The sequence below is a fragment of the Streptomyces lavendofoliae genome (genome assembly GCF_014649735.1).
Taxonomy (GTDB): Bacteria; Actinomycetota; Actinomycetes; order Streptomycetales; family Streptomycetaceae; genus Streptomyces; species Streptomyces lavendofoliae.
In genome coordinates this window covers 1-23,260 of sequence record NZ_BMTP01000016.1, presented here as the reverse complement: position 1 = coordinate 23,260, position 23,260 = coordinate 1, and the positions used below count along the sequence as shown (strand labels likewise).

Annotated in this window: 20 protein-coding genes and 2 pseudogenes; 7 read left to right on the top strand and 15 right to left on the bottom strand. The window is 73.5% G+C overall.

What is annotated here, in order from left to right; genetic code table 11:
* Nucleotides 1-41 precede the first annotated feature (41 nt).
* The 5 genes from IE109_RS26300 to IE109_RS26280 all read right to left on the bottom strand — a co-directional run bounded on the left by IE109_RS26300 (nt 42) and on the right by IE109_RS26280 (nt 4,784).
* The gene (locus IE109_RS26300; RefSeq protein ID WP_189553830.1) at nt 42-263 is read right to left on the bottom strand and encodes a DUF6296 family protein; all 222 of its coding nucleotides are present in this window, start codon (nt 261-263) and stop codon (nt 42-44) included.
* A gap of 57 nt (nt 264-320) precedes the next feature.
* Complete coding sequence (locus IE109_RS26295) at nt 321-1,550, bottom strand: sensor histidine kinase (RefSeq protein ID WP_189553829.1); 1,230 nt, start codon at nt 1,548-1,550, stop codon at nt 321-323.
* Entirely contained in the window at nt 1,547-3,289 is a 1,743-nt protein-coding gene (locus tag IE109_RS26290; RefSeq protein ID WP_189553828.1) for a sodium/solute symporter, read from the bottom strand. The genes IE109_RS26295 and IE109_RS26290 overlap by 4 nt, the downstream gene beginning before the upstream one ends.
* A 17-nt stretch (nt 3,290-3,306) precedes the next feature.
* A complete protein-coding gene (locus IE109_RS26285) occupies nt 3,307-3,693 on the bottom strand; it encodes a hypothetical protein (RefSeq protein WP_189553827.1) in 387 nt (128 codons plus the stop codon).
* Nucleotides 3,694-4,037: 344 nt separating this feature from the next.
* Entirely contained in the window at nt 4,038-4,784 is a 747-nt protein-coding gene (locus IE109_RS26280) for a LytR/AlgR family response regulator transcription factor (protein ID WP_189553826.1), read from the bottom strand.
* Between the two features lie 117 nt (nt 4,785-4,901).
* On the opposite strand from IE109_RS26280, the gene IE109_RS26275 reads away from it, so the two are divergent.
* Entirely contained in the window at nt 4,902-5,555 is a 654-nt protein-coding gene (locus IE109_RS26275; RefSeq protein WP_189553825.1) for an anti-sigma factor family protein, read from the top strand.
* A gap of 9 nt (nt 5,556-5,564) precedes the next feature.
* Here the strand turns inward: IE109_RS26275 and IE109_RS26270 are convergent, their stop codons facing one another.
* The 3 genes from IE109_RS26270 to IE109_RS26260 form a co-directional block, all read right to left on the bottom strand.
* The gene (locus tag IE109_RS26270; RefSeq protein ID WP_189553824.1) at nt 5,565-6,425 is read right to left on the bottom strand and encodes an Fpg/Nei family DNA glycosylase; all 861 of its coding nucleotides are present in this window, start codon (nt 6,423-6,425) and stop codon (nt 5,565-5,567) included.
* A 96-nt stretch (nt 6,426-6,521) separates the two neighbouring features.
* Complete coding sequence (locus IE109_RS26265; RefSeq protein WP_189553823.1) at nt 6,522-8,642, bottom strand: SpoIIE family protein phosphatase; 2,121 nt, start codon at nt 8,640-8,642, stop codon at nt 6,522-6,524.
* Nucleotides 8,643-8,692: 50 nt separating this feature from the next.
* Entirely contained in the window at nt 8,693-10,042 is a 1,350-nt protein-coding gene (locus tag IE109_RS26260; RefSeq protein ID WP_189553822.1) for a DUF6777 domain-containing protein, read from the bottom strand.
* 157 nt (nt 10,043-10,199) lie between these two features.
* Between IE109_RS26260 and IE109_RS26255 the strand changes: the two genes are divergently transcribed.
* From IE109_RS26255 to IE109_RS26245, 3 genes are read left to right on the top strand one after another with little or no spacing between them, the layout of a single operon-like run.
* On the top strand, nt 10,200-11,027 hold the full coding sequence (locus tag IE109_RS26255; protein ID WP_189553821.1) for a YndJ family protein: 828 nt from the start codon (nt 10,200-10,202) through the stop codon (nt 11,025-11,027).
* Nucleotides 11,024-11,569: a DUF1990 domain-containing protein gene (locus IE109_RS26250; RefSeq protein WP_189553820.1), complete on the top strand. Its 546-nt coding sequence runs from the start codon at nt 11,024-11,026 to the stop codon at nt 11,567-11,569. The genes IE109_RS26255 and IE109_RS26250 overlap by 4 nt, the downstream gene beginning before the upstream one ends.
* Before the next feature lie 22 nt (nt 11,570-11,591).
* Entirely contained in the window at nt 11,592-13,004 is a 1,413-nt protein-coding gene (locus IE109_RS26245; protein ID WP_189553819.1) for a lipase maturation factor family protein, read from the top strand.
* Between the two features lie 111 nt (nt 13,005-13,115).
* On the opposite strand, the gene IE109_RS26240 is transcribed toward IE109_RS26245, so the two are convergent.
* The 3 genes from IE109_RS26240 to IE109_RS26230 all read right to left on the bottom strand — a co-directional run bounded on the left by IE109_RS26240 (nt 13,116) and on the right by IE109_RS26230 (nt 16,846).
* Nucleotides 13,116-13,286, bottom strand: coding sequence for a hypothetical protein (locus IE109_RS26240; RefSeq protein WP_189553818.1), 171 nt, complete (start codon nt 13,284-13,286; stop codon nt 13,116-13,118).
* Nucleotides 13,287-13,554: 268 nt separating this feature from the next.
* Entirely contained in the window at nt 13,555-15,021 is a 1,467-nt protein-coding gene (locus IE109_RS26235) for an SDR family NAD(P)-dependent oxidoreductase (protein ID WP_189553817.1), read from the bottom strand.
* Between the two features lie 568 nt (nt 15,022-15,589).
* Nucleotides 15,590-16,846, bottom strand: a complete 1,257-nt coding sequence (locus tag IE109_RS26230; RefSeq protein ID WP_189553816.1) for a transglycosylase family protein — start codon at nt 16,844-16,846, stop codon at nt 15,590-15,592.
* Nucleotides 16,847-17,069: 223 nt separating this feature from the next.
* Here IE109_RS26230 and IE109_RS33370 point away from each other — a divergent pair.
* Nucleotides 17,070-17,150 (top strand): annotated as a pseudogene (locus IE109_RS33370) (NAD(P)-binding domain-containing protein); the annotation flags it as partial.
* Between the two features lie 670 nt (nt 17,151-17,820).
* On the opposite strand, the gene panD reads toward IE109_RS33370, so the two are convergent.
* From panD to IE109_RS26205, 4 genes and pseudogenes are all read right to left on the bottom strand, one after another.
* A complete protein-coding gene (gene panD / locus IE109_RS26220; RefSeq protein ID WP_189553815.1) occupies nt 17,821-18,249 on the bottom strand; it encodes an aspartate 1-decarboxylase in 429 nt (142 codons plus the stop codon).
* Nucleotides 18,250-19,116: 867 nt separating this feature from the next.
* A pseudogene (locus IE109_RS26215) lies at nt 19,117-19,655 on the bottom strand (nucleotidyl transferase AbiEii/AbiGii toxin family protein); the annotation flags it as partial.
* Complete coding sequence (locus tag IE109_RS26210) at nt 19,652-20,014, bottom strand: hypothetical protein (RefSeq protein WP_189553814.1); 363 nt, start codon at nt 20,012-20,014, stop codon at nt 19,652-19,654. The pseudogene IE109_RS26215 and the gene IE109_RS26210, both read right to left, overlap by 4 nt.
* A gap of 758 nt (nt 20,015-20,772) precedes the next feature.
* Nucleotides 20,773-21,147, bottom strand: coding sequence for a hypothetical protein (locus tag IE109_RS26205; RefSeq protein ID WP_189553813.1), 375 nt, complete (start codon nt 21,145-21,147; stop codon nt 20,773-20,775).
* A 117-nt stretch (nt 21,148-21,264) separates the two neighbouring features.
* On the opposite strand from IE109_RS26205, the gene IE109_RS26200 reads away from it, so the two are divergent.
* A complete protein-coding gene (locus IE109_RS26200; protein WP_229891570.1) occupies nt 21,265-22,752 on the top strand; it encodes a PP2C family protein-serine/threonine phosphatase in 1,488 nt (495 codons plus the stop codon).
* A complete protein-coding gene (locus tag IE109_RS26195) occupies nt 22,749-23,117 on the top strand; it encodes an STAS domain-containing protein (protein WP_189553812.1) in 369 nt (122 codons plus the stop codon). Before IE109_RS26200 ends, IE109_RS26195 begins: the two co-directional genes overlap by 4 nt.
* Nucleotides 23,118-23,260 lie beyond the last annotated feature (143 nt).

Genomic DNA, 23,260 nt, shown 5'->3' with positions numbered 1-23,260 from the left:
GAGGAGCGGGCTCCGCGGCAGGACGCGGGGGCGGGACGACCTCAGTGCGGCTGGGACGGGCGCGCCCGCACCCGGAGCGGCAGGTCCTGGTGACCACTGCTGGCGAGCATCCGCACCTCGCCCCGGTCGCTTATCTCCGCCAGGACGATGCCGGTGTCGTCGGAGTAGACCGGGTGCCCCCCGGCCCCGCTGCGCTCGGTGCGGTGCACCAGCACGACGTCCTCCTGCCCGAAGTCCAGTTCGTAGTGATCGTGGATACGCATGGCTGCCTCCCGGTGAGCGTTCGCCGCCACGCACCCGCGTCCCCATAGAGGGACATTTCATTCCTCAACGGACCTGGGGGGATCGCGGTGCACACCCGCCCGGTACTTCGGGATACGCACCGTGACCTTCATCCCCGCGCCGACGCCCGTCTCGGCGACCAGGCCGTAGTCGTCCCCGTACACCTGCCGCAGCCGTTCGTCGACGTTGGACAGGCCGATGCCGGACGCCGGGGAGCGCTCCCCGGCGAGGACGGCGCGCAGGACGTCCGGGTCCATGCCGACCCCGTCGTCCTCGATGGTGACGACCGCCTCGGCGCCGGCGTCCTCGGCCGCGATGATCACCCGGCAGGTGGTGCGGGAGTCCTCCAGGCCGTGCTTGACGGCGTTCTCCACCAGCGGCTGGAGACACAGGAACGGCAGCGTCACCGGCAGCACCTCGGGCGCGATCTGCAACGTCACCTGGAGGCGGTCGCCGAACCGCGCGCCCGCGAGCGCCAGGTACTGCTCGATGGAGCGCAGCTCGTCGGCGAGCTGGGTGAACTCGCCGTGCCGCCGGAACGAGTACCGGGTGAAGTCGGCGAACTCCAGCAGCAGTTCGCGGGCCCGCTCGGGATCGGTGCGGACGAAGGAGGCGATGGCCGCGAGCGAGTTGAAGATGAAGTGCGGGGAGATCTGGGCACGCAGGGCACGGATCTCCGCCTCGATCAGCCGCGTACGGGACCTGTCCAGTTCCGCCAGCTCCAGCTGGACGGACACCCAGCGGGCCACCTCCGTGGCGGCCCGCACCAGCACCGCCGACTCGCGCGAGCCGTACGCGACGAGCGCGCCCAGTACTCCCTCCTCGCCGGTCAGGGGCGCGATCACCGCCCACCGCAGCGGGCAGTCCGGCTCGTCGCACGCCGCCCGGACGCTCTGGCCCCGCCCGGAGCCGAGCACCTCGGCGACCCGTTCCATCACCTGGCCCCGATGGTGGTCGCCTCCGGGGCCGTCCCAGGCGAGCACGGCCGTGCGGTCGGTGAGGCACAGCGCCTCAGTGCCGAGCAGGGAGCGCAGCCGGCGGGACGCCTTGCGCGCGGTGTCGCCGGTGAGCCCGGCGCGCAGCGGCGGGGCGGCGAGGGACGCGGTGTGCAGGGTGTGGAAGGTGGCGCGCTCGACGGGCGTGCCGAGGTCCAGGACGTCCCGGCCGGCCCGCCGCGCGGTCAGCCGACCCAGCGCGAACCCGGCGGCGAGCAGGACGGCCCCGGCGGCGGCCAGGGCCGCGAGGACGACCCCGGCCGTGCCGCTCACCGGCCGGCTCCTTCCGGCTGTCCCGGCCGGGGGCGGCCGACCAGGTCCTCGGGCAGGTGGAGCCGGGCCAGGATCGCCGGGGTGCCGGCCGGCACCCGGCGGGGCGTGGCCAGCGAGACGGCCACCATGGTGAGGAACCCGAGGGGTACGGACCACAGGGCGGGCCACGCCATCAGGGTGTGCGGCCACCCCTCGGGGGCGAGCCCCGCGCGCGTGGCCATCACGGCGGTGAGCGCCGCCCCGCCGCCCGCCACCAGACCGGCCATCGCGCCGGGCGGGGTGAGCCGCCGCCACCATATGCCCAGCACCAGCAGGGGGCAGAACGAGGACGCCGACACGGCGAACGCCAGGCCCACGGCGTCGGCCACCGGCACGTTCGTGGCCACCAGGCTGACCGCCAGCGGCACCGCCATGGCGAGCACGGTCGCCAGCCTGAAGTGCCGCACCCCGCGTGAGGGCAGCACGTCCTGGCTGAGCACCCCCGCGACCGACATGGTCAGCCCCGAGGCCGTCGACAGGAACGCCGCGAACGCCCCGCCGGCCAGCAGCGCGCCCAGCAGCTCGCCGGCCGTCCCGCCCACCACACGGTCGGGCAGGACCAGTACGGCGGCGTCCGCCGCACCGGTCAGGGTCAGCTCGGGCGCGTAGATCCGGCCGAGCGCGCCGTACACCGGCGGCAGCAGGTAGAAGGCGCCCACCAGGCCGAGGACGACGAGCGTGGTGCGGCGGGCGGTGCGCCCGTCGGGGCTGGTGTAGAAGCGGACCGCGACGTGCGGCAGCCCCATGGTGCCGAGGAACGTGGCGAGGATCAGCCCGTAGGTGGCGTAGAGCTGGTGGCCGTCGCTGCCGTCCGCCAGCGGCTGCGACCAGCCGAGAGGGTCATCGCCGTTGGCGGCCCGCTCGGGGACGCGCGCCCCCGCCGGGAACCCGAGGGTGGTGCCGGCCTCGACGAGGTGGCCGCCCTCGGCGAGCGCGACGCGGTCCCCCTCGTACGCGGTGGAGTCGACGCGCCCGGAGACGGTCAGGGTCAGCGGCGCGTCGACGTCCACGCGCACGGTGTCGTCCATCGTGACGGTGGTGTGCTCCCGGAAGACGGCCGGCGCGTCGAACCGGGCGCGCGGTGCGTCGTCACCCCACCACGCGGTGACCAGGAACAGCGCGGGGACCAGCAGGGCGGTGAGCTTCAGCCAGTACTGGAACGCCTGGACGAAGGTGATGCTCCGCATCCCGCCCGCGGCGACCGCGCCCGTCACGACCACGGCCACGACCAGCCCGCCGACCCATTCGGGGGCGCCCGTGAGGATCTCCAGCGTCAGTCCGGCGCCCTGGAGCTGCGGCAGCAGGTACAGCCAGCCGATCCCGACCACGAAGAGGCTGGCCAGTCTGCGCGCCTCGGGCGACTCGAGGCGGGCCTCGGCGAAGTCGGAGAGCGTGTACGCGCCCGAGCGACGCAGCGGGGCGGCGACCAGGACCAGCAGGACCAGGTACCCGGCGGTGTAGCCGACCGGGTACCAGAGCATGTCGGGGCCCTGGAGGAGGACGAGTCCGGCGATGCCGAGGAAGGAGGCGGCGGAGAGGTACTCCCCGCTGATCGCGGCGGCGTTGAGGCCGGGGCCCACGGTGCGGGAGGCGACGTAGAAGTCGGAGGTGGTGCGGGAGATCCGCAGCCCGAGCGCGCCGATGAGCACGGTCGCGAGGACCACCGCGGTGACGGCGGCGACCGCGTAGGTCTGGTTCACGTCCGGTCCATCCGCGCTCAGCGGCCTTCCACCAGGCCGGTGAAGTCACGCTCGTTCCGCTCGGCGCGTCGGACGTACCAGCGGGCGACGAGCCAGATGACGGGGTACGCGGCGACGCCGAGGGCGGCCCACACGAACGGCTGGGCGGTGCCGTGGCCGAGCGCCGGGGGGAGCGTGAACAGCAGCGGCAGCGCGCCGACGAGCAGCGCGAGGGTCGCGAGCGCGTACAGCGCGGCACGCAGCTGGCTGCGCATCAGAGAGCGCACGTAGGTGTGGCCCAGGGTGGTCTGCTCGCTGATCTCGGACCGGGCGGGCGCGTGGCCGGGGGGACGGCGGGCGGAGCGCGGCACACCGGTGACCGTCTCGCGGCGGGGTCGGCGCGCGGGCGTGGGCTCTACGGGCATCGGCGTCCGTGGGTGGGCTCGCTGGGGCGGGGCGGCTGCTCCGGTCGATGGAGTCTACGCAGAAGCCATTACCGAAGGTAGACCCCGGTTCCGGGGCGCGGGCCGGGGGCGCGGCGCCCGGTCGGGGACGGCGGGCCGCCGTCAGGGGGCTGTCGGGTGCCGGGGCGTCGCCGAGCCCGATGGGCCCGGTGCCCGCCCGGTGCGTCCGGTGCATCCGGTGCAGCCGGTGCGTCCGGTGCGTCCGGTGCGTCCGGTGCTCGTCCGGTGATCAAGGGGCGCCGCGCGTGAGGCCGCCGGCCGGCCGGTGGCGGTCCCGTCGCCGAACGGCCGCTGCCGCGCGTCGGTCAGCCGCGGGCCTGGCGCATCAGCAGGTCCCGCACCTGGCGGGCGTGACGGCGGCTGACGGCGAGCTCGGCACTGCCGACCCGCACGGTGGTGGTCCCGGCGTCGAGGCGCAGTTCGTCGATGCGGCGCAGCGCGACGAGATGGCTGCGGTGGATACGGACGAAGCCGCGCGCCGCCCATCGCTCCTCCAGCGTGGACAGCGGGATGCGGACCAGATGGCTGCCGTTGTCGGTATGCAGCCGCGCGTAGTCGCCCTGCGCCTCGACGTACGCGATGTCGTCGACGGCCACGAACCGTGTCACGCCGCCCAGTTCGACCGGGATCTGCTCCGGCGCCGCCGTGGGGGCGAGGGCCGGTTCGGCGAGTTCACGGACCCGGCGCACCGCCTCGGCCAGTCGTTCCCTGCGGACCGGTTTGAGGACATAGTCCACGGCCTTGAGGTCGAACGCCTGGAGCGCGAACCCCTCGTGAGCGGTGACGAACACGATCAGCGGGGGCCTGGCGAACCCGGCTATCAGCCGGGCGATGTCGAGGCCGGTGAGCCCGGCCATGTGGATGTCGAGGAAGACGACGTCGATGGCGTCCTCGCCGTCCGGTCCGGCCTCCAGGGCACGCCCGATGCGGCGCAGCGCCTCGGTCGCGTCGGTGGCGCCCTCCGCGCTGCGCACCCGGGGGTCGGCGCGCAGGAGGTAGAGCAGCTCCTCGAGAGCGGGCTTCTCGTCGTCGACGGCCAGTACGCGCACCATGGTGCGGAGTGTAGGGGCGGGACTATTGAGCGAGAAACGGCTCGGATGCGTACTGGTGGGCGTAAGGCTTCAGGGAAGCACAGGCATCGGGCGCGTACGCGGGAATGAGGCACCCCCATGAGTCTGCGGGAGCGGCATCACGATGTCGCCGCCTATGCGCTGGGCGTGCTGGAACCGGCGGACGCCCTGGCGTGCGAGGAGCACCTGGGGCGGTGCGCGGCCTGCGCCGCCGGGCTCGCGGACTTCGCCTTCACCGCGTCGGCGCTCGCCCAGCTGGCGGGCCGGGAGCCGCTGCGGCCCGCGGGGGCGGGGCGGGGCCGGCCGGCCCGGACGGGGCGGCGCCGGGTGCGGCGGGCGCGCCGTGCGCCGGTGCGGCGGTGGCGGGCGGGGGTCGTCGGGGTGGCGGCGGCGCTGGCGGTCGCGGTGCCGGGCGCCGTGCTGCTGACGTCTCCCGGCGCGGAGGCCGGCGACCCGGGGGTGCTGCGGGCCGCGGCGACGGACACGGCGACCGGGGCGTCGGCGTCGGTGGCGCTGCGGGAGCGGGAGTGGGGCACGGAGGTGGCGCTGCGGGTGGCGGGGGTGCGGGGGCCGCACGTGTGCGAGCTGGTCGTCGTCGGGACGGACGGCCGGTCGTGGCCGGTGATGACCTGGGCGACGGACGCGGGCGACGAGCCGTTCATGGAGGGTGGCACGGCGCTGCGGATCGGGGAGATCGAGCGGCTGGAGGTGCGGGCCGTGGACGGCGAGCGACTGGTGTCGGTACGGCCCTGAGCGCGCGGGCTACTTCAGCAGGCGGGACAGGCGCCGGTCGGCGAGAGGCTTGCCGCCGGTCTGGCAGGTCGGGCAGTACTGGAGCGACGAGTCGCTGAACGACACGTCGCGGATCGTGTCGCCGCAGACGGGGCACGGTTCGCCGGTCCGGCCGTGGACGCGCAGCCCGCTCTTCTTCTCCGCCTTCAGCCGGCCGGCCGCCAGTCCGTGCGAGCGTTCCACGGCTTCGCCCAGGGTGGTGCGCATCGCCGCGTACAGCGTGGTGATCCCGTCGTCGTCGAGGTTCCGCACGGGCTTGAAGGGCGACATCCGGGCGGCGTGCAGGATCTCGTCGCTGTACGCGTTGCCGATGCCGGCGATCAGGCTCTGGTCACGCAGGGCGCCCTTGATCTGCCGTCGTTCCCCGGCGAGGAGGGCGGCGAAGGCGTCGCGGTCGAAGCCGGGCGCGAGCGGGTCGGGACCGAGGCGGGCGACGCCCGGGACGTCGGCGGGGTCGTGGACGAGGTGCACGGCGAGGCGCTTGGTGGTGCCGGCCTCGGTGAGGTCGAAGCCGTCGCCGCCGGTGAGCGCCACGCGCAGGGCGAGGGGCCCCTTGCCGGGGCGTGGCGGCCCGGAGGGCAGGACGTCGCGCCACTGGAGCCAGCCGGCCCGGGCGAGGTGGACCAGCAGGTGGAGCCCGCCCGCCTCGATGTCGAGGAACTTCCCGTGCCGGCCGACGGCGGTGACGGCGGTGCCGTCCAGCGCGGAGAGCGGGGGGTCGTACGTCTTCAGGACACTGATCGCGACGGGCAGGGCGCGGGCGATCTCCTTGCCCACGAGGTTCTCGTCGAGGAACTCTCGCAGGGCTTCGACCTCGGGCAGTTCGGGCATGCTTCCAGCCTGCCGCAGCCCCGCGCGGCGCGCCCCCGGACCGTCCCGGGTCACGGCCGTCCGCCGGGGCCGGACGGCACGGGCGGGCGCGGCCGGTCACGGTCGGGGGATGTCCGCCGGCACCGTGTCGATGGCCGACGTCCAGGGGATCTCCGCCCGCCCCGAGAGGGCGAACTCGCACCAGACGCACTTGCCGCTGCCGCGCGAGTCCACGCCCCATACGTCGGTGAGCCGGTCCACCAGCAGCAGACCCCGGCCCGAGACGCCCGCCGGCCCGGCCTCCCGGCGGCGGGGCAGGGCGCTGGAGCGGTCCTCGACCTCGACCCGGAGCCGCCGTTCGTGCCCGGCCAGCATGCGCAGGGTGACGATCGCCCCGCCGTCGGTGTGCAGCAGCGCGTTGGTGATCAGCTCGTCGGCGACCAGTTCGATCTCGTCGGCCCGGTCCCCCGCCCCCCAGGCCCGTACGGCCGCCCGGATCATGTGCCGGGCCGAGATCAGCGCCTCGGGGTCGCTCTGGGCGACGTGCTGCTGGAGCCGCCCGCCGGCCTGCGGGGTGTAGCCGCCCTTGCGGCGCAGCAGCAGGACGGCGATGTCGTCGTCCCCGCCGCGCCCGTCGACCACGTCGCACATGTGGTCGGCGAGATCCTGGATGTCGTCGGGGCCGTTGCGCACCAGCGCCGTGAGCCACTGCATGCCCTCGTCCAGGTCGGTGCCCGGCTGCTCGACGAGGCCGTCGGTGTAGAGCAGCAGGGCCTGCCCGGGGTCCAGCTCCAGGATCCCGACGGGGTAGTCGAGCCGTCCGAACTCGGCCGACAGCCCGAGCGGCATCCCGCCCTCCACCGGCACCCGGCGGCAGCCGCCGTCGGTGTCCCGCAGCAGCAGGTCGACGTGGCCCGCCCGGACCACCTGGACCACGCCCGTCGCGAGGTCGGCCTCCAGGTACGTGCAGGTGGCGAACCGGTCGGTGTCCAGCTCGTGCAGGAAGGAGGAGGCCCGGGCCATCACGGTGGCGGGCGTGTGCCCCTCCGCCGCGTACGCCCGCAGCACGATGCGCAGCTGCCCCATGACCGCCGCGGCGTGCGTGTCGTGGCCCTGGACGTCCCCGATGACGGCGCCGACCCGTCCGCCGGGCAGCGGGATGATGTCGTACCAGTCGCCGCCGATGTCGCGGCCGAGGCGGGCCGAGCGGTAGCGGACCGCGATCTGGGCGCCGGGCACCTCGGGGATCCGGCGCGGGAGCATGGCCTGCTGGAGGCCCTCCGCGAGGTCGTGCTCCTGCTCGAAGAGCATGGCGCGCTGGAGGCTCTGCGCGATGCTGCTGCCGAGCGCGACGAGGACGTTGCGGTCCTCCGGGGAGAAGCCGTCCTTGTCGCTGTAGAGCAGGCCGAGCGCGCCGATGGGGCGGGCCTGGGCGATCAGCGGCAGATAGGCGGCGGAGGTGATGCCGAGCCCGCTGATGTGCGGCCACAGGACGGGGTAGGAGCCGGCGAAGTCGTCGGGCGACTCGATGAAGCGGGGGGCGAGGGTACGGACGACCTCGCTCATCGGGTACTGCTCGTCCACCCGGGTGTGGCGGGTGCCGGGGACGAAGGAGCCCTCGGGCCCGTCGGCGACCAGGTGGATGCGGCCCGCTTCCAGCAGCCCCATCACCACGCTGGTGGCGCCGAGGTGTTCCAGGCCGTGCGAGTCCTTCAGCACGTCGATGACGTCCTGGACGGTCCGGGCGTGGGCGAGGGCCGCCGTGGTCGACTCCACCACGCTGGTCTGGCGCCGCCGCTCGTCGTCCACCTCGCGGCGGGCGGTGGACTCGGCGAGCTCGTGGGTGGCGTCCCGGACGATGCCGATGATGCGGCGCGGGCGGCCGGTCTCGTCCCGCCTGATGAAGCCCTGGGTGTGCGTCCAGCGGAGGTTGCCGTCGCGGGCGCGGATGCGGAAGTACGCGCCGTAGTGGGTGCCGCCGCTCTTGAGGGCCTGCGCCACCATGCCGTCGAGGCGGATGGACTCGCTGGGCGGCACCCGGGGAGCCAGGCTCTCCGGTCGCCCGTCGTACTCGGTGACGTCCGTCTGGAACACGTCGAGGGCGGCCTCGTCCATGTGCATGAGCCCCGTGTCGAGGTCCCAGTCGAAGCTGCCCATGCGGTTGAGCGCCAGACTCAGATCCGGGTGGGCGGGCCAGTCCTCGGGAAGCGACAGGGCATCCGCTGCCGGATCAACCATGGAGCCACTCTGCCATCATTTGTCGGGTTTTTCGACTGTTCGGGATGCCGTCAGCCCTCGGAGGGATCCGGCCCGAGTGGCATACCCTCCGGCCCGCCTCCCGTATCCGGAACTTCAAAATCAGGTGGAGCGCCAAGGTCGTCCGGCATGGCGGGAGCATCCGGTACGCCGACGCCGTCGGGCGCCGCGGGAGTCTCGGGCACGGCGGGCGCGCCCGGCGCCTCCGGCGCGTCCGGGACCGCCGGCGCGTCGGGAACGGCCGGGACGTCCGGGACTCCGGGCTGACCGGGGGCGTCCGGCAGGGGCATGACCGGGGGCGGCGGCGACGGGGGCGGGGTGGGGCAGCCGGGCGGGACCGTCCGGCTGCCGCCGATGGAGGTGGGGCAGTCGGAGGGCGCCACGGGCACGGTGTCGGCGGGCGGCTCCCTGTCCGCAGCCGCCGCCAGGTCCCGCTCACCGGGGGCGAAGGGGGGCGGCGCCTCGGGGCGCCGGTCCCGCGCACCCCCGGTTCCGGTGAGGCGCTCGAGCCAGGTGTTGTCCCGGAGGTTCACAATGACGAGGCTGTGCACCACCTGCTGCGTGGGCGTGATGATCACGACCCGGCCGGGGTGGTATCCGGCCCAGGGGGTCACCGCGCCCGCCCCGGCACCCGCGCCGTCGCCCGCACCCACTTGGGCGCCGGGGTCCGCGTCCGTGGCGCGTCCGGCGGCGGCACCCGCCTTCCCGTCCACGCGGCTCCCGCCCCCTCCGCCCGGGCCACCGCTCCCGCTCGCGCTCCCGGCGAGGACCGGCGACCGCAGCGGACCGCCGCAGGCGCACCGCACGCGTGGCGCGCCGTACTGGTCGACCAGCACGGCCGTACCGGCCTGGAGGACCGACTGGTAGGGCGCGGCCGAGCCGTCGCGGTAGCCGTGGGCGGTGACCCGGGTGTCGGCGCGCAGCACCACGGGGGTGAGGTCGCGCAGCCATGACGCGATGCCCGCCGGACCGATCCCGGCGGCCCGCGCGAACGCCTCCGCCCTGGCGCCGTCCGCGGTCAGCAGGCCGGCCTGCCGCGCGACGTCACAACTGGGGGCGGAGGGCAGACCGCCGTAGAGGCCGGGCGTGGAGCCCGGGACGGTGACCGGGCCCCGGCCCTCCGCCACCCGCTGCGGGGGCGCTGCGGTCCGGCCCGGCGCGGGGCGGACCGTCGATGCGGTGAACGGGTGAGGCCCCCGGGCGCCGGCCGGCTGGAGGCGCACGCCGCGCGCGTCCACCACCGGCGTCCCGGCCCGCTCCGGGGCGCCCGCGCCGCCGTCGTCCGTACCGCCGCAGCCCGCGGCCAGCAGACCGGCGGCCAGCAGCAGCGCGGCCGGCGCGGCACGGCCGGCGCACCGGCGGGGGCGTAGCGGTGAGCGCACGCGAACCTCCTTCAGGTGCTTCCTGTCTGCCGGACAGCGGGCCGGCCCGCAACCGGGGCACATCGCCGCCCTCGGACTTGAACATGTTCAAATACAGCTCTACGCTCTGCCGTGGCCCCATCGGGCTGAACATGTTCAAGAAAGGGGGTGACGGGTCGTGTCCGTACTGGTCGGCCTGATCGTGACGCTCGGCATGCTGGTGATCGTCCCGGCGGGGCTCCGCCTGATGGACGCCCCGGACCTGACGGCGGTCCGGCGCCTGTGGCCCTTCTTCGCCGTGCCCGGGGCCGTGTGCCTGTGGCTGCCGCGCGGCGCCACGGCCACCGCGCTCGCCGGCTGCTACGCGCTGGGCACGGTGCTCCTCGCCCTGCACGCCCCGCGCCGCCTGCTCCGCACGCGGTCGGCGGCACCCGCCGAGGTCGCGGTGCTGACCGCGCTGGTCAGCCCGTCGGTCGCCGCGCTCGCCCTGGTGGCCGAGCGGTCGGGGCACCGGTTGTTCGGCTTCGGCCTGGACATCCTGGCGCTCACCGTCCCGCACTTCCACTTCGCCGGCTTCGCCGCCGCCCTGGTGGCCGGGCTGGTCTGCCGTACGGTGGACCGCCCGGCGGCCCGGTTCGCCGCGCTCAGCGTGCCGCTCGGCACCCTGCTCGTCCTTCTGGGCTACTTCCTGGACGACTGGGCCGAACTGGCCGGCGCGGTCGTCCTCACCGCCGGGATGTGGACGGTGGCGCTGCTCACGTGGCGGGACGTGGCCCGTGAACGGCACGACCGGCCCACCCGCGCACTGCTCGCCGTCTCGGCCGCCGTCCTGGTGGTGACCATGCTGCTCGCCCTGAGCTGGGCGCTCGGCGAGGCGACCGGCCTGCCCCACCCCGACCTGACCTGGATGGCCGCCACCCATGGCCTCGGCAACGCGCTCGGCTTCGCCCTGTGCGCGGTACTGGCCTGGCGACGGCTGCGGGAGAACGAGGAGAACCCGGCATGACCCGTCCGAACCCCAGTCCCCACTCCCCCGCCGCCCCTCCGGGGTTCAGCTACCCGGATGCCGGCGCCACCGGAACCCGTCCCCTCCCGGCCGGCTATCACCACCTGCGCCACGAGACCCTGATCGGCCACGGCCGGCACGTGTTCGAGGCGGCGGGCACGGCCGTCACCACCTGGGCGATGCACCGGAGGTCCGGCGCGCGCGTGCGGGCCGGCTCCTCGCGGGCCGAGCCGGGCACGGCCGTCGAGATCGCGCTCGGGGCCGGACCGTTCGAGATCGCCGCGCCGTGCGAGGTGGTGTGGGCGGTCCACGACGAAACGCGTGCCGGGTTCGCGTACGGGACCCTGACCGGACACCCGGAGTGCGGTGAGGAGTCGTTCGTGGTCGAGCTGCGGCCGGACGGCTCCGTCCGGTTCACGGTGACGGCCTTCAGCCGGCCCGCCCGCTGGTACACGCGGGCCGCCGGGCCCGTCGTACCCGTGTTCCAGCGGATGTACGCGCGGCACCTGGGCCGGACCCTGCGAAAGATCGCCACGGGCTGAGGGCCGACCCATACTGGGACCGATGGAGTGGATCTGGTTCACCTCGTCCGACTACTGGCTGAGCCGGCTGGTCTTCCAGCGGGCGCTCGCCGGGGTCTACCTGGTCGCGTTCCTGTGCGCGGCGCTCCAGTTCCGGGCGCTGATCGGCGAGCGGGGCATGCTGCCGGTGCCGGCGTACCTGCGCCGCGTTCCGCCCCGGGTGGCGCCCAGCGTCTTCCACCTGCACTACTCGGACCGGTTCTTCGCGCTCTGCGCGTGGACCGGCGCCGCGCTGTCGCTCGCGCTGGCCGCCGGGGCGGGCGACGCGGTGCCGCTGGCCGTCGCGATGCTGCTGTGGGCGGTGCTGTGGGCGCTGTACCTGTCCATCGTCAACGTCGGACAGACCTGGTACGGCTTCGGCTGGGAGTCGCTGCTGCTGGAGACGGGGTTCCTGGCGATCTTCCTCGGCAACGAGGACACGGCCCCGCCCGTCCTGATCCTTTTCCTGCTGCGCTGGCTGCTGTTCCGGGTCGAGTTCGGGGCGGGCCTGATCAAACTGCGGGGTGACGCCTGCTGGCGCGATCTGACCTGCCTGTACTACCACCACGAGACGCAGCCGATGCCCGGGCCGCTCAGCTGGTTCTTCCACCACCTGCCCAGGCCCCTGCACCGGGTGGAGGCCGCGGCGAACCATGTGACGCAACTCGTCGTGCCCGTGCTGCTGTTCACGCCGCAGCCCGTGGCGAGCGCGGCGGCGGCGCTCATCGTCCTGACCCAGCTGTGGCTGGTGCTGTCGGGCAACTTCTCCTGGCTGAACTGGATCACGATCGTGCTCGCCCTGTCGGCGGTGGACGGCTCCCTCGTGGCCGACGCGCCCGCGATGCCGGGTCCGCCGCTCTGGTACGGGATCCTGGTCGTCGCCGTCACCGCCCTGGTGGTGTTCCTCAGCCGGCGGCCGGCGCGCAACCTGCTCTCCCGGCGGCAGGCCATGAACCGCTCCTTCGACCCGCTGCACCTGGTCAACACCTACGGGGCGTTCGGGTCGGTCGGGCGGGTCCGGCACGAGATCGTGATCGAGGGCACCGACGAGCCGACCGTCCACCCCGGCACGGTGTGGCGGGAGTACGAGTTCAAGGGCAAGCCCGGTGGCGTACGGCGGCTGCCGCGCCAGTTCGCCCCGTACCACCTGCGCCTCGACTGGATGATGTGGTTCGCCGCGCTCTCCCCCGCGTACGCGCACGGCTGGTTCGCGCCCTTCGTGGAGCGGCTGCTCGAAGGCGACCGCGACACACTGAAGCTGCTGCGGCACAACCCCTTCCCCGGCGACCCGCCGGTGCGGATCCGCGCCAGGCTGTACCGCTACCGGTTCACGACCTGGCGGGAACTGCGGGAGACGGGCGCCTGGTGGCACCGGACGCACGTCCGGGAGTTCCTGCCCCCCACCCGGCTGTCCTGACCGGCCGCCCCCCGCACCCTCGGCACGGGCGCGCGCGTGCCCCCCGCCTGGGCGGCGGGGGGCACGGGGCGCACGGTGCGGACCGGCCGGTGGACCCGGGGCCCGGGCCGGTCAGTCGATGCCGGGCAGGATGTGCGGCTCGGCGAGGTCGTCCTCGTAACCGGCCAGCCGGATCGGGGCCGAACGGGCCCACACTTCGAGGCTGCCGAGGGTGTCGGGCCGGGCGGGTCGTTCGCCGTGTTCCGCCGGCCGCTGCTCCTGCTTGATGAGTTCTGGTGTCACCGCGCACTCCTTCGTGTCGCGAACCTATGAGGACATGTACTGCCGTTCGGTCGCGGTGGCGCCGGTACTCGGGCGGAAACGCAGCCTTGGTGGCAGGCCTGTCCCCGGAGACCCGCCTGAGGGGGTTTCGTGGATCCCTGGCGGCGAGCCGTTCGCCTCAGGTTAACCAAATGAGCGTGCTTCCGCTCGATGGAACGCGTCACATGGTCCGGATCCGGACACCTTGCCCGCTTCCGGACAGGGCACACAGGTCACCCTGTGACCGGGCTCACCACTTGGCGGGCGCGTAGTCCTTCAGGAAGCAGCCGTACAGGTCCTCGCCCATCTCGCCGCGCACGATCGGGTCGTAGACGCGGGCCGCGCCGTCCACCAGGTCGAGCGGGGCGTGGAAGCCCGCCTCGGCCAGGCGCAGCTTGTCGGGGTGCGGGCGTTCGTCGGTGATCCAGCCGGTGTCGACCGCCGTCATCAGGATGCCGTCGGACTCGAACATCTCCTGGGCGCTGGTGCGCGTGAGCATGTTCAGCGCGGCCTTGGCCATGTTGGTGTGCGGGTGCCCGGCACCCTTGTAGCCGCGGCTGAAGACGCCCTCCATGGCGGAGACGTTCACCACGTACGTCCGCCGCGCCGGAGAGGCGGCCATCGCGGCGCGCAGCCTGCTGATGAGGATGAACGGCGCGGTGGAGTTGCACAGCTGGACTTCGAGAAGTTCGACCGGATCGACCTCGGAAACGGTCTGGATCCAGCTGTTGGTGTCGTGCAGGTCCGGTACCAGGCCGCCCGCGTCGATCGCGGTGCCCGCGGCGATGCGCTCCAGCGACGCCGACCCGCTCACCAGGGCGAGTTCCGTGACCTGCTGAGCCGTCAGCGCGTCCCCGCCGCGCGGGCCCGGCAGCGCGGCCATGGTCTCCACGGCGCCGCTGCCGAAGGTCCCGATGACCTCGGCGGGCGGCAGCTCGCCCGCCGGCAGCGGGGCGGACTCGGCCGCGACCAGCTCGCTGTACGCCTGCGGGGAGCGGCGGACCGTCTGCGCGGCGTTGTTGATCAGGATGTCCAGCGGGCCCTGGGCGGCGACCGAGTCGGCGAGGGCGACGACCTGCGCCGGGTCGCGCAGGTCGATACCGACGATCTTCAGACGGTGGATCCACTCGTCGCTGTCCGGCATCGCCTTGAAGCGGCGGATCGCGTCGTTGGGGAAGCGGGTGGTGATCGTGGTGTGGGCACCGTCACGCAGCAGCCGCAGCGCGATGTACATGCCGATCTTGGCGCGGCCGCCGGTGAGCAGGGCACGCCGGCCCGTCAGGTCGGTCCGGGCGTCGCGACGGGCCCGGTTCTCGGCGGCGCACTTCTGGCACAGCTGGTGGTAGAAGGCGTCGACCTCGACGTACCGGGTCTTGCAGATGTAGCAGGAGCGGGGGCGCTGGAGGACGCCCGCGATCTCGCCGGCGACGGAGGACGACGGCAGCAGGCCCTGGGTCTCGTCGTCGATCCGCTCGGCCGAGCCGGTCGCGGTGGCCTCGGTGACCGCCTTGTCGTGGGCGGTCTTCGCGGCCCGGCGCTCCTGGCGGCGGCGCTGCTTCACGGTCCGGTAGACGCCGGCGGTGGCGCGGCGCACGGCGATGGCGTCCGGGTGGTCGACGTCGATCGTGTCGAGCTCCTCGAGGACGCTCAGGCAGACGGCCAGGCGCTCGGGGTCGATTCCCGGCCCGTACGCCTGGTTCTCTTCAGTCACCGTCATGGCCGCTGCCGTTCCTCGATCACTCGTATGCCACGTTTACTTTTCAAAAGCCGCACTTTACGCCAGCGGAGGGGCCTGCCGCCAAACGGACGTCCGGCCCGGGGCGGGCCCGTCGTCCGCCCGGGACGCGTCCTCCCGTCCCGCGGGGGCGGGACGAGCGGGGGGCGGGGTGAGGGACGGCGCGGGGCGAGCGGCCGGAGGGGTCGGCATCCGGGTGTCGTGGCCTCGTGGACGCATGCCGCACGGCTCAGGGCTCCGTCGCGGTGTCCGCGGCGGGGGCGAGCGTGTTCGTGGCGGCTTGCGGGGCCGTGACAGGCCGTGGTGGCGGCGGGCCTGCTCGCCCCGTCGTCCGGTGGGTGGCCGTGGCGACGGCGGGCGCCGGGCCGGCGCCTGGGGCGCGGCACGAGGATCTCGGCGGCTGTCGGGACCGTCGGCGCCCGGCCGCCGTGATGGTGGCCGGGCCGGCGGTGGCCCCGGTGTGGGCACCGCGCGCACGCGTGGTGTGCGGCGGGGTGGCGGCGCGCGGGCCGGTCCTCCTCACCGCCGCGCCGCCACCGCCGTCAGAGCCTCAGAGCCGGACTCCGCCCGCCCTCAGGTAGGCCAGGGGGTCGATGTCGGAGCCGTATCCCGGTCCCGTGCGCACCTCGAAGTGGAGGTGCGGGCCGGTGCTGTTGCCGGTCGACCCCGAGCGGGCGATCCGCTGGCCGGCGCCGACCCGCTGTCCCTCGCGCACGGTCAGCGCGGAGAGGTGCGCGTACTGGCTGTACTTGCCGTCCTCGTGGCGGATGACGACCTGGTACCCGTACGCCCCGCCCCAGCCGGCGGAGACCACCCGGCCGGACGCCACGGCCCTGACCGAGGTGCCGGTGGGGACCGCGAAGTCGACCCCGGTGTGGTAGCCGCTGGACCAGGAGGAGCCGGCCTTGCGGTAGGCGGTGCTGGGACCGGCGTCGACGGGCGCGCTGAAGCCGGCGGTACGCGGCTTGGCGGTGGCGGGCTTGACGGCGGCCGGTTTCGCGGGGGCGGGCCTGGCGGTGGCGGGCTTGGCGGCGGGTTTCGCCGGGGCGGGCCTGGTGGCGGGCTTGGGCACGGCCGGCTTGGCGGCGGGCCGCTTCGGGGCCGCCGTAGGAGGTTTCGCGGGGGCTGGCCCGGGCGCGGTCGCGCGCAGCGCCAGTCGCTGGCCCGGCATGATGAGGTCGGGGTCGGTGCCGATGACCGTACGGTTGTCCTCGTACAGGCGCTGCCAGCCGCCTCTGACTCTCTGCGCCTCGGCGATGCCGGAGAGGGAGTCGCCCCGGGCCACCGTGTAGCTCTCGCGTTTGCCGGGAACCGTGGTGGGCGTCGCGGGCGGCGACTGGGGCCGGGACTCGCTCTTGGGCCGAGCCTGCGACTGCTGCTTCGGCTGGGCCTGCGATCTCCCCTGGGGGGAGATGTCGGGCGCGTCACCGCCCCGGGTGAGGCCGGCCTTGACCGAGCAGCTGGGCCAGGCGCGCGGCCCCTGCCCCTTGAGCACCTTCTCGGCGATCGCGATCTGCTGGTCCCTGGTGGCGAGGTCGGCGCGCGGCGCGTAGCGCGTACCGCCGTACGCCTCCCAGGTCGACTGGGTGAACTGCAGGCCGCCGTAATAGCCGTTACCGCTGTTGATCTTCCAGTTGTTGGTGGACTCGCAGGCCGCGACCTTCTCCCAGACGTCCACCGAGGCCGCGTGGGCCGCTCCCGCTCCTATCAGCGGCAGCGCGATCCCCGCGCCGCTCGCCGTGACGGTGAGCGATGCCCGGTTGATACGGCTGGGCTGATACCGGCGGTGTCGTCCGCGTACGGCCATGGGTCGGTCCCCCCTTGCACACGTCAGCAGCCGCCCAAGCTAGAGGTACCGGCCGGGCCGTGACAAGGGGGCGCGAGACGCGTCAAAACGCCGTACAGGGGCGCGCGTTGGGCGCACCGCGGTGAACGTCCTGCTCATGCCCCGCGTATGGACGCGTACGCGCGCTCGCCGCACTCACGGAACCCACCGGAATCCAGGAGCACAGACGAGTGGCACCGCACGGATCGGCGTCACGGGGCTCGGCGTGATGGGCCGCAACCTGGCCCGCGACATGGCCCGCGACGGTCTCACCGTCGCGGTGCACCCCCACGTTCGCGGCGCCGGGGGTCTGCGACGTGCGCGTTGCCGCCGTCGACGACGACGTCCCCGGGCGGTGACCCCCCGGAGGCGGGCGACCGCCCGGAGCGGGGCGACCGCCCGGAGCGGGGTGACCGCCCGGAGGGGGTGGCCGCCCGGAGCGGGGTGACCGCCCGGAGGGGGGCGGCTGACGTCAGCTCGCCGGGCCGGGTTCCGGCTCCGGTCCGGGCACCGGGTCGGGGCCGGGCGGCTTGGGCACCGGGTCGGGCGCCGGCCCCGGGGGCGGCGGGCCCGGATGCGGCGGTGCCGGGGTGGGTACGGGGCCGGGAGCGGGACCCGGTTCGGGGCCGGTCGGACCCGGCTGCGGCACCGGCGTCGGCGGCACCGGGTCCGGCGGGCCGGGCGTCGGGGCGGGGGGCACGGGGTCGGGGGGATACGGGTTCGGGCTGGTCATGGCACGCTCCCTCGGCGGTTCGTCCGTGTGCCTTCCAGGTTCTCGCGCTGCGCGTTCCCCCGCGCGGCGGGATCACTCATCGGGGTCACGGCACCCGGGCGAGCGGACCATGGCCCTCCGGACGGGCCACGCCCACTCCCGGGGGCGGCCCGGTTCCCGGCGGGGCGCTCCGTGCCGGGACCGGCCGAGCCCCTCCGGGCCGCCGGCCGGTCGCCGCCGGGGCTCAGCCGCGCGCGGCCGGCACGGCCTGCGGGCTGCGCGCGGTGTCGCTGCCGGGCACCGGCGCCGACGCGTCGGAGCCGAGCTCCACGATCCGGTTGGTCCCGTCGACGTGCACGACCCGCGGCACGAGGGAGCGGGCCTCGGCGTCGTCGACCTGGGCGTAGCTGATCAGGATCACCAGGTCGCCGGGGTGCACGAGGTGCGCCGCCGCCCCGTTGATCCCGATGACGCCCGAGCCGCGCTCACCCTCGATGACGTACGTCTCCAGCCGGGCGCCGTTGTCGATGTCGACGATGTGCACGAGCTCGCCGGGAAGCAGGTCGGCCGCCTCCATCAGATCGGCGTCAACGGTGACCGATCCGACGTAGTGGAGATCCGCCTGGGTCACGGTGGCGCGGTGGATCTTGGACTTGAACAGAGTACGCAGCACTTTGGACTCCTGGACCTAGGCTCCCTGCCTACTTTGTGCAGGTCAAGGGCGGTATCACTTTACAACTGGCACCCGCCTGAGTCGAAGATTGTGAGGAACATCGCTTCACTTCGGTGAGCCGGCTCACTGCCTGGGCTTCCGTGCGAACCAGGCTGTCGTGGCTCGTCGAACACGCCCCCACCCGAACACTCTTCGCGGAACACGCCAGAACCGATGCTGACGAAACGCTGACTTACCTGACGGCATATCAGGAGCGTGAGGGCAGGGCCACGAGGTGGTCGGCGTCAGTGAGCGCCGCCGACGCGATGAGGACCGGCACCTCGGGCCCCGGTGAAGTCGAGGCGCAGCTGGCGTCCAACCGGCCACATGACTCGCAGGTGCAGCGGGGGCTGGATCTGCCGGCAGCTCTGCTGAGGCTTTCGACGACGCCCACTACGGGCGCGTATCGGTCCGCCACGGACACGTCCTCGTGCGGAGCCGCACTTCCAGGGTGCGCCGCGCTTTGTCAAATCCCCCTGGCGTCAGGGGAGGTGTCGTCTAGCGTCGTCTGAAGGGGTGGGCCCGAGAGGGCCGGACCGACACCTACAAGGCGCTGAGCGAGGCCGTGGCACCGGAGCACCGGGTGCAGTACCACGGCCGGATGATGTCGCTTCTGCCGGCAGACGTCTGCCGCCGGGACAGCACCGGTCCCGAGCCGATGCTGTCAGCGCTGGTAGTCAATGGATCCAGCCGGAAGCCTTCCGACCAATTCTTCGAGCTGGCCGTTGTGGGAGCGGGATGCAGTGTTTGACCGTTACCGCCCGGTTTCGCCGTGAGTCCACTGCGGGGTATCGCTCGGCCGCCATGCACATCCGCCGTGCAGGGCAGCCACCCACCGTGGACGGCTCCGGGTTGGAACCTACTGACTACAAACTCGTCATGGGCGCGACGGCGGCCCAGGGATTCGAGGTCGGCGGTGGAGCGGTGGCGGGAGGCAGCCTGGACGTCGATGAGGTCGCGGACGGTGCCGCGGTCGGCGAGGGCACGGACCTTGGTGCCGATCACGTCGTCGAGGAAAGGACGGGGCCGTAGGGGGTCTGGGCAGGCGGAGCCCAGAACGCCTCCTTGAGGACGTCGACCTCACACTCCTCGCCGGTGTCCGGATCGGTGACGAGAAACCGGCCACTGAGCGGATCGGTCTGGACGTGCGTGGTCCGCCATCCGCGCGCGCTGGGGCCGGCTGTGAGTGAGGCGACGATCTCCTGCATCGGAGCGGGGCTCTCGGTGGCGACGTCGAGGTCACGACTGAAGCGTTCGACCAGGCCGTGGGCCTGCACGGCGTATCCCCCGGTGAGGACCAGAGGGTAGGGGGAGCCGAGGTCGAGGATGTCGGCGAGGAGACGCTCGTGGAGCGGAGTGAGCTTCACGCGGCGGTCGTGTCGGCCGGAGCGGTGCGGAGCAGCTCGGGGAAGGCGCCCTCCCAGACCTCGCGGATGTAGGGACTGATCAAGCGCCGCAGCACGGGCCACTGCTCGGCGAGCAGCCGGTGGTGCAGGAGGGTCACCAGGTCCTCGCGCAGTCCTTCGGCGAGGACGGTCCGGTAGAGCGTCATGCGGGACTTCGGACGGTCCAGGCTGTAGCTCGTCCGCCCGGACCAGACGATGTGGAGCGGCAGGTCCACGTTGCCCTCGATGGGGCCGGCCAGCTCCTGCAAGCGCTCGGGCAGTCGGCTGCGATAGCGGTCCCGCAGCACCTCGGCGCGGGGCGCGGTGGTCGTCGTGTCCATGCCTCCACTATCACTGCTGGGAGGCGGCGGCATGGCGGATACGGGGGTCCCCTGTCGTACGTACGTCGGGCGGGCGCCCGCCCTTCCCTCGGACATCTCACCCAGTGGGCGCTTAGCGCATCATCGCCTACCCGTGCAGGCCCCAAGGTGGCGCGGCAACCGGCTGCCCTTCAGACCCGGGACCAGCCCCGCTCGCAGGCGCGGGTGATCATGACGCAGCAGGTTGCGCGGAGGGCCGCCGCGGTGGAGTCGGCTGCGGCCTCGGCCTCGGTGTCGCGGTAGCGGCCGGAGGGGACGGGCGGCATCCACAAGGCACGCCGCTTCGGCCTCGAACGCAGCCCACTCGCTCAGAACCCATGCCGCGGACGAGCTGTCGAGTAACCCAGCGAGCGTCCCAAGCGGGAGCCAGGCGTTTTTCGGACTCATGCTGACCACTCGCGCACCATGTCATCAGGCGGATGCAGGAAAGCCTCGCCCGCCCTCCCGGGACACACCGTGACGACTGCACAAGCCTACGCAGCAGCCCCCGAACAGCGTCCGTGATCAGCGTCACGCCGGGGGCCTGGACGGCAGTCGGGAGCGACGGCGGGACCGGAAGCGAGCCTGCGTAGCGCCATAGGCCGGCGGGCCCGGTCCTCCTTTACATCGAAAAAGGAGAAAGGAGCCCCCCGGTGCAACACCGCATCCAAGGGGACACAGGGGCGCGGCCAAACAGCAGCAAATCGCCGGCAGCCAGATCGGCGATTGCAGAACCCCGGCTATAGCTCGTCCGGTGACTCTTGGCGGTGGCACGGGATGCGGTCCTGCGTGGCAAGCGACCGCCGGTTCTCCTCACCCAGCGAAAGCCCACCACCCGCTGTGCCCTGCCGCGTCGCCGCCCGGCGCTTCCTGGTGAAGGCTGTGGCCTGTTCCCGGCTGGCCCAGAGCCTGCCGGTGATCTTCTCCCCGCACATCGCACACACATCGTGAATGTTTACGACAGCCGCCGCGGCAATCCCGTCCAGGCGAACCGGGAGCAGTGGGAGAAGAGCAGCGCTCCCGGAGTGCTCGCCGTGATCGGAATCCCTAGAAAGGGGCACGAGGCGGCGGATGTTGAGATCCCGCCGCCGGAGTACGCACCTGATAGTGAGCACGGGCAAGTGATACGTGATCCGGCACCGTTTTCACGAAGCTCATCGGCGGGTCGGGAGCGCCGGGGCATTTCGGTACAGTGCCATGGGGCCGACTGTTCGGTTGGCGCCTTCTGGGGGATGAGCGAGACGAGGAACATGCCGGAACAAGCGAGCCCGCCTGCGATAACACCGAACGAGCCTCTGGCCGCGTCGGTCGAGGCGGCGCGGATGGCGGCGGTGCGCCGTTACGACATTCTCGACACCCCTCCGGACGGCGCCTACGACCGAGTCGCAGCGCTGGCCGCGCGTCTGTTCGAGGTTCCGGTGGCGACGGTGACGATCGTGGACGAGGACCGGATCTGGTTCAAGGCCACGCACGGACTGGAAGGCGTCACCGAGATCGGCCGCGATCCGGGCCTGTGCGCCTCGGCGGTCCTGACCGATGACGCCACTGTCATCCCCGACACCCTGCTCGATCCGGTCGCCTGCTCCAATCCGCTGGTCGCCGGCCCGATGGGGGTGCGGTTCTACGCCGCCGCTCCGATCATCACCGCCGACGGGTACCGGCTGGGCACGGTCAACGTCCTGGACACCCGCCCCCGTGAGATCAGCGAGGCGGACTCGGCCACGCTCGCGGACCTGGCCGCGGTGGTGCGTGACCAGCTTGAGCTGCGGCTGTCCGCGCTGCACGTGGTGCGCGCCGAACAGGAGCGCCGCAAGGTCGAGCAGGAAAAGCGCCGGGCGGAGCAAGAGGCCCGGCAGCGCGCGGAGCGGGACAAGGCGGCCATCGCCGCGTTCGCCTCCACACTCCAGCGCACCCTGGTGCCTCCCGTGCTGCCCGCCGTACCGGGGCTGGAGCTGGCCTGCCACTACCAGACCGCCTCCCCGCAGGAAGTGGGCGGCGACTTCTACGACGTCTTCCCCGTCGGCGCCGGCCGGTGGGCGTTCTTCCTGGGCGATGTGTGCGGCAAGGGCGCCGAAGCCGCCTCGGTCACCTCACTGATCCGCTACACGCTGCGGGCCGCGGCCCTCGTCGATCCGGACCCGATGGCAACGCTGAATGCCCTGAACACGGCGCTGCTGCTGGACCCGGCGGTGGGTACCCGCTTCTGCACCGCCATCTTCGGCCTGCTCGACCCCGCCCGGGACGGCGGATTCACGGTCACGCTGGCCACCGGCGGTCACCCGCCCGCCTACCACCTGAGCCCCACCGAGGACGGCAGTGTGCGGGTGGAGGCGGTCCGCGCCAAGGGAGGGATGCTGGTCGGCGCGTTCGCCGAAGCCGCGTTCGCCTCACGCACCCTGCACCTGGCGCCCGGCGAGGGACTGCTGCTGTACACCGACGGGCTGACCGAGGCCCGCACGGCCGATGGCCAGATGCTCGCCGACACGGGCCTGACCGACTTCCTCGACCGGCGGCCGGCGCCGGTCGGTGCCGGCGCCCTGATCGACGACACCGTCGCGCTCCTGGACACACTCCCCGACACCGAACGCGACGACGTGGCCCTGCTGGCCCTGTCCGTCCCCACCCGCGATGCCGCTCCCGCCGGTATCACCACCACCGTTCACAGCGCCGCAGCCCCGACCGCCGACGTCTCCGTCGGGCAGGAGAACCGACGCCCATGACCGACGCATTCCACATCGACGTCCCGCACACCGACGGCACCCTGGCCGTGATCGCACTGTCCGGCGAATTCGACATCGCCGCCGCACCCGCCGTCCGCACCCGCGCCCTGGACCTCATCGCGGCCGGACAACCCGACCTGGTCGTCGACCTGGCGGGCGTCACCTTCTGCGACTCCTCAGGGCTGGGTGCCCTCGTCGGCATCTGGCGCTGCGCCAAGAACGCCGACGGCTCCCTGACCCTGGCGGCCATCCCCGACCGGCTGAGCCGCCTGCTCAGCGTCACCGGGATGGACACCTTCCTGCCCGCCTACCCCAGCACCGACGCCGCGCTCGCCGCTCGCCAAGGCAACCGCACCACCGCCTGACACCCCTCACTCACCAGTCGACAGCCGGCCAGCACCGCACAGCCCGGCCTTCTCCCGCGGCCGGCGCCGGGGCACGGCCAAACGCGCGCCGCGACCGACGTACTGGTCGCGACGCGCGCTCATCCGCTCCGCCATGGCGCTAC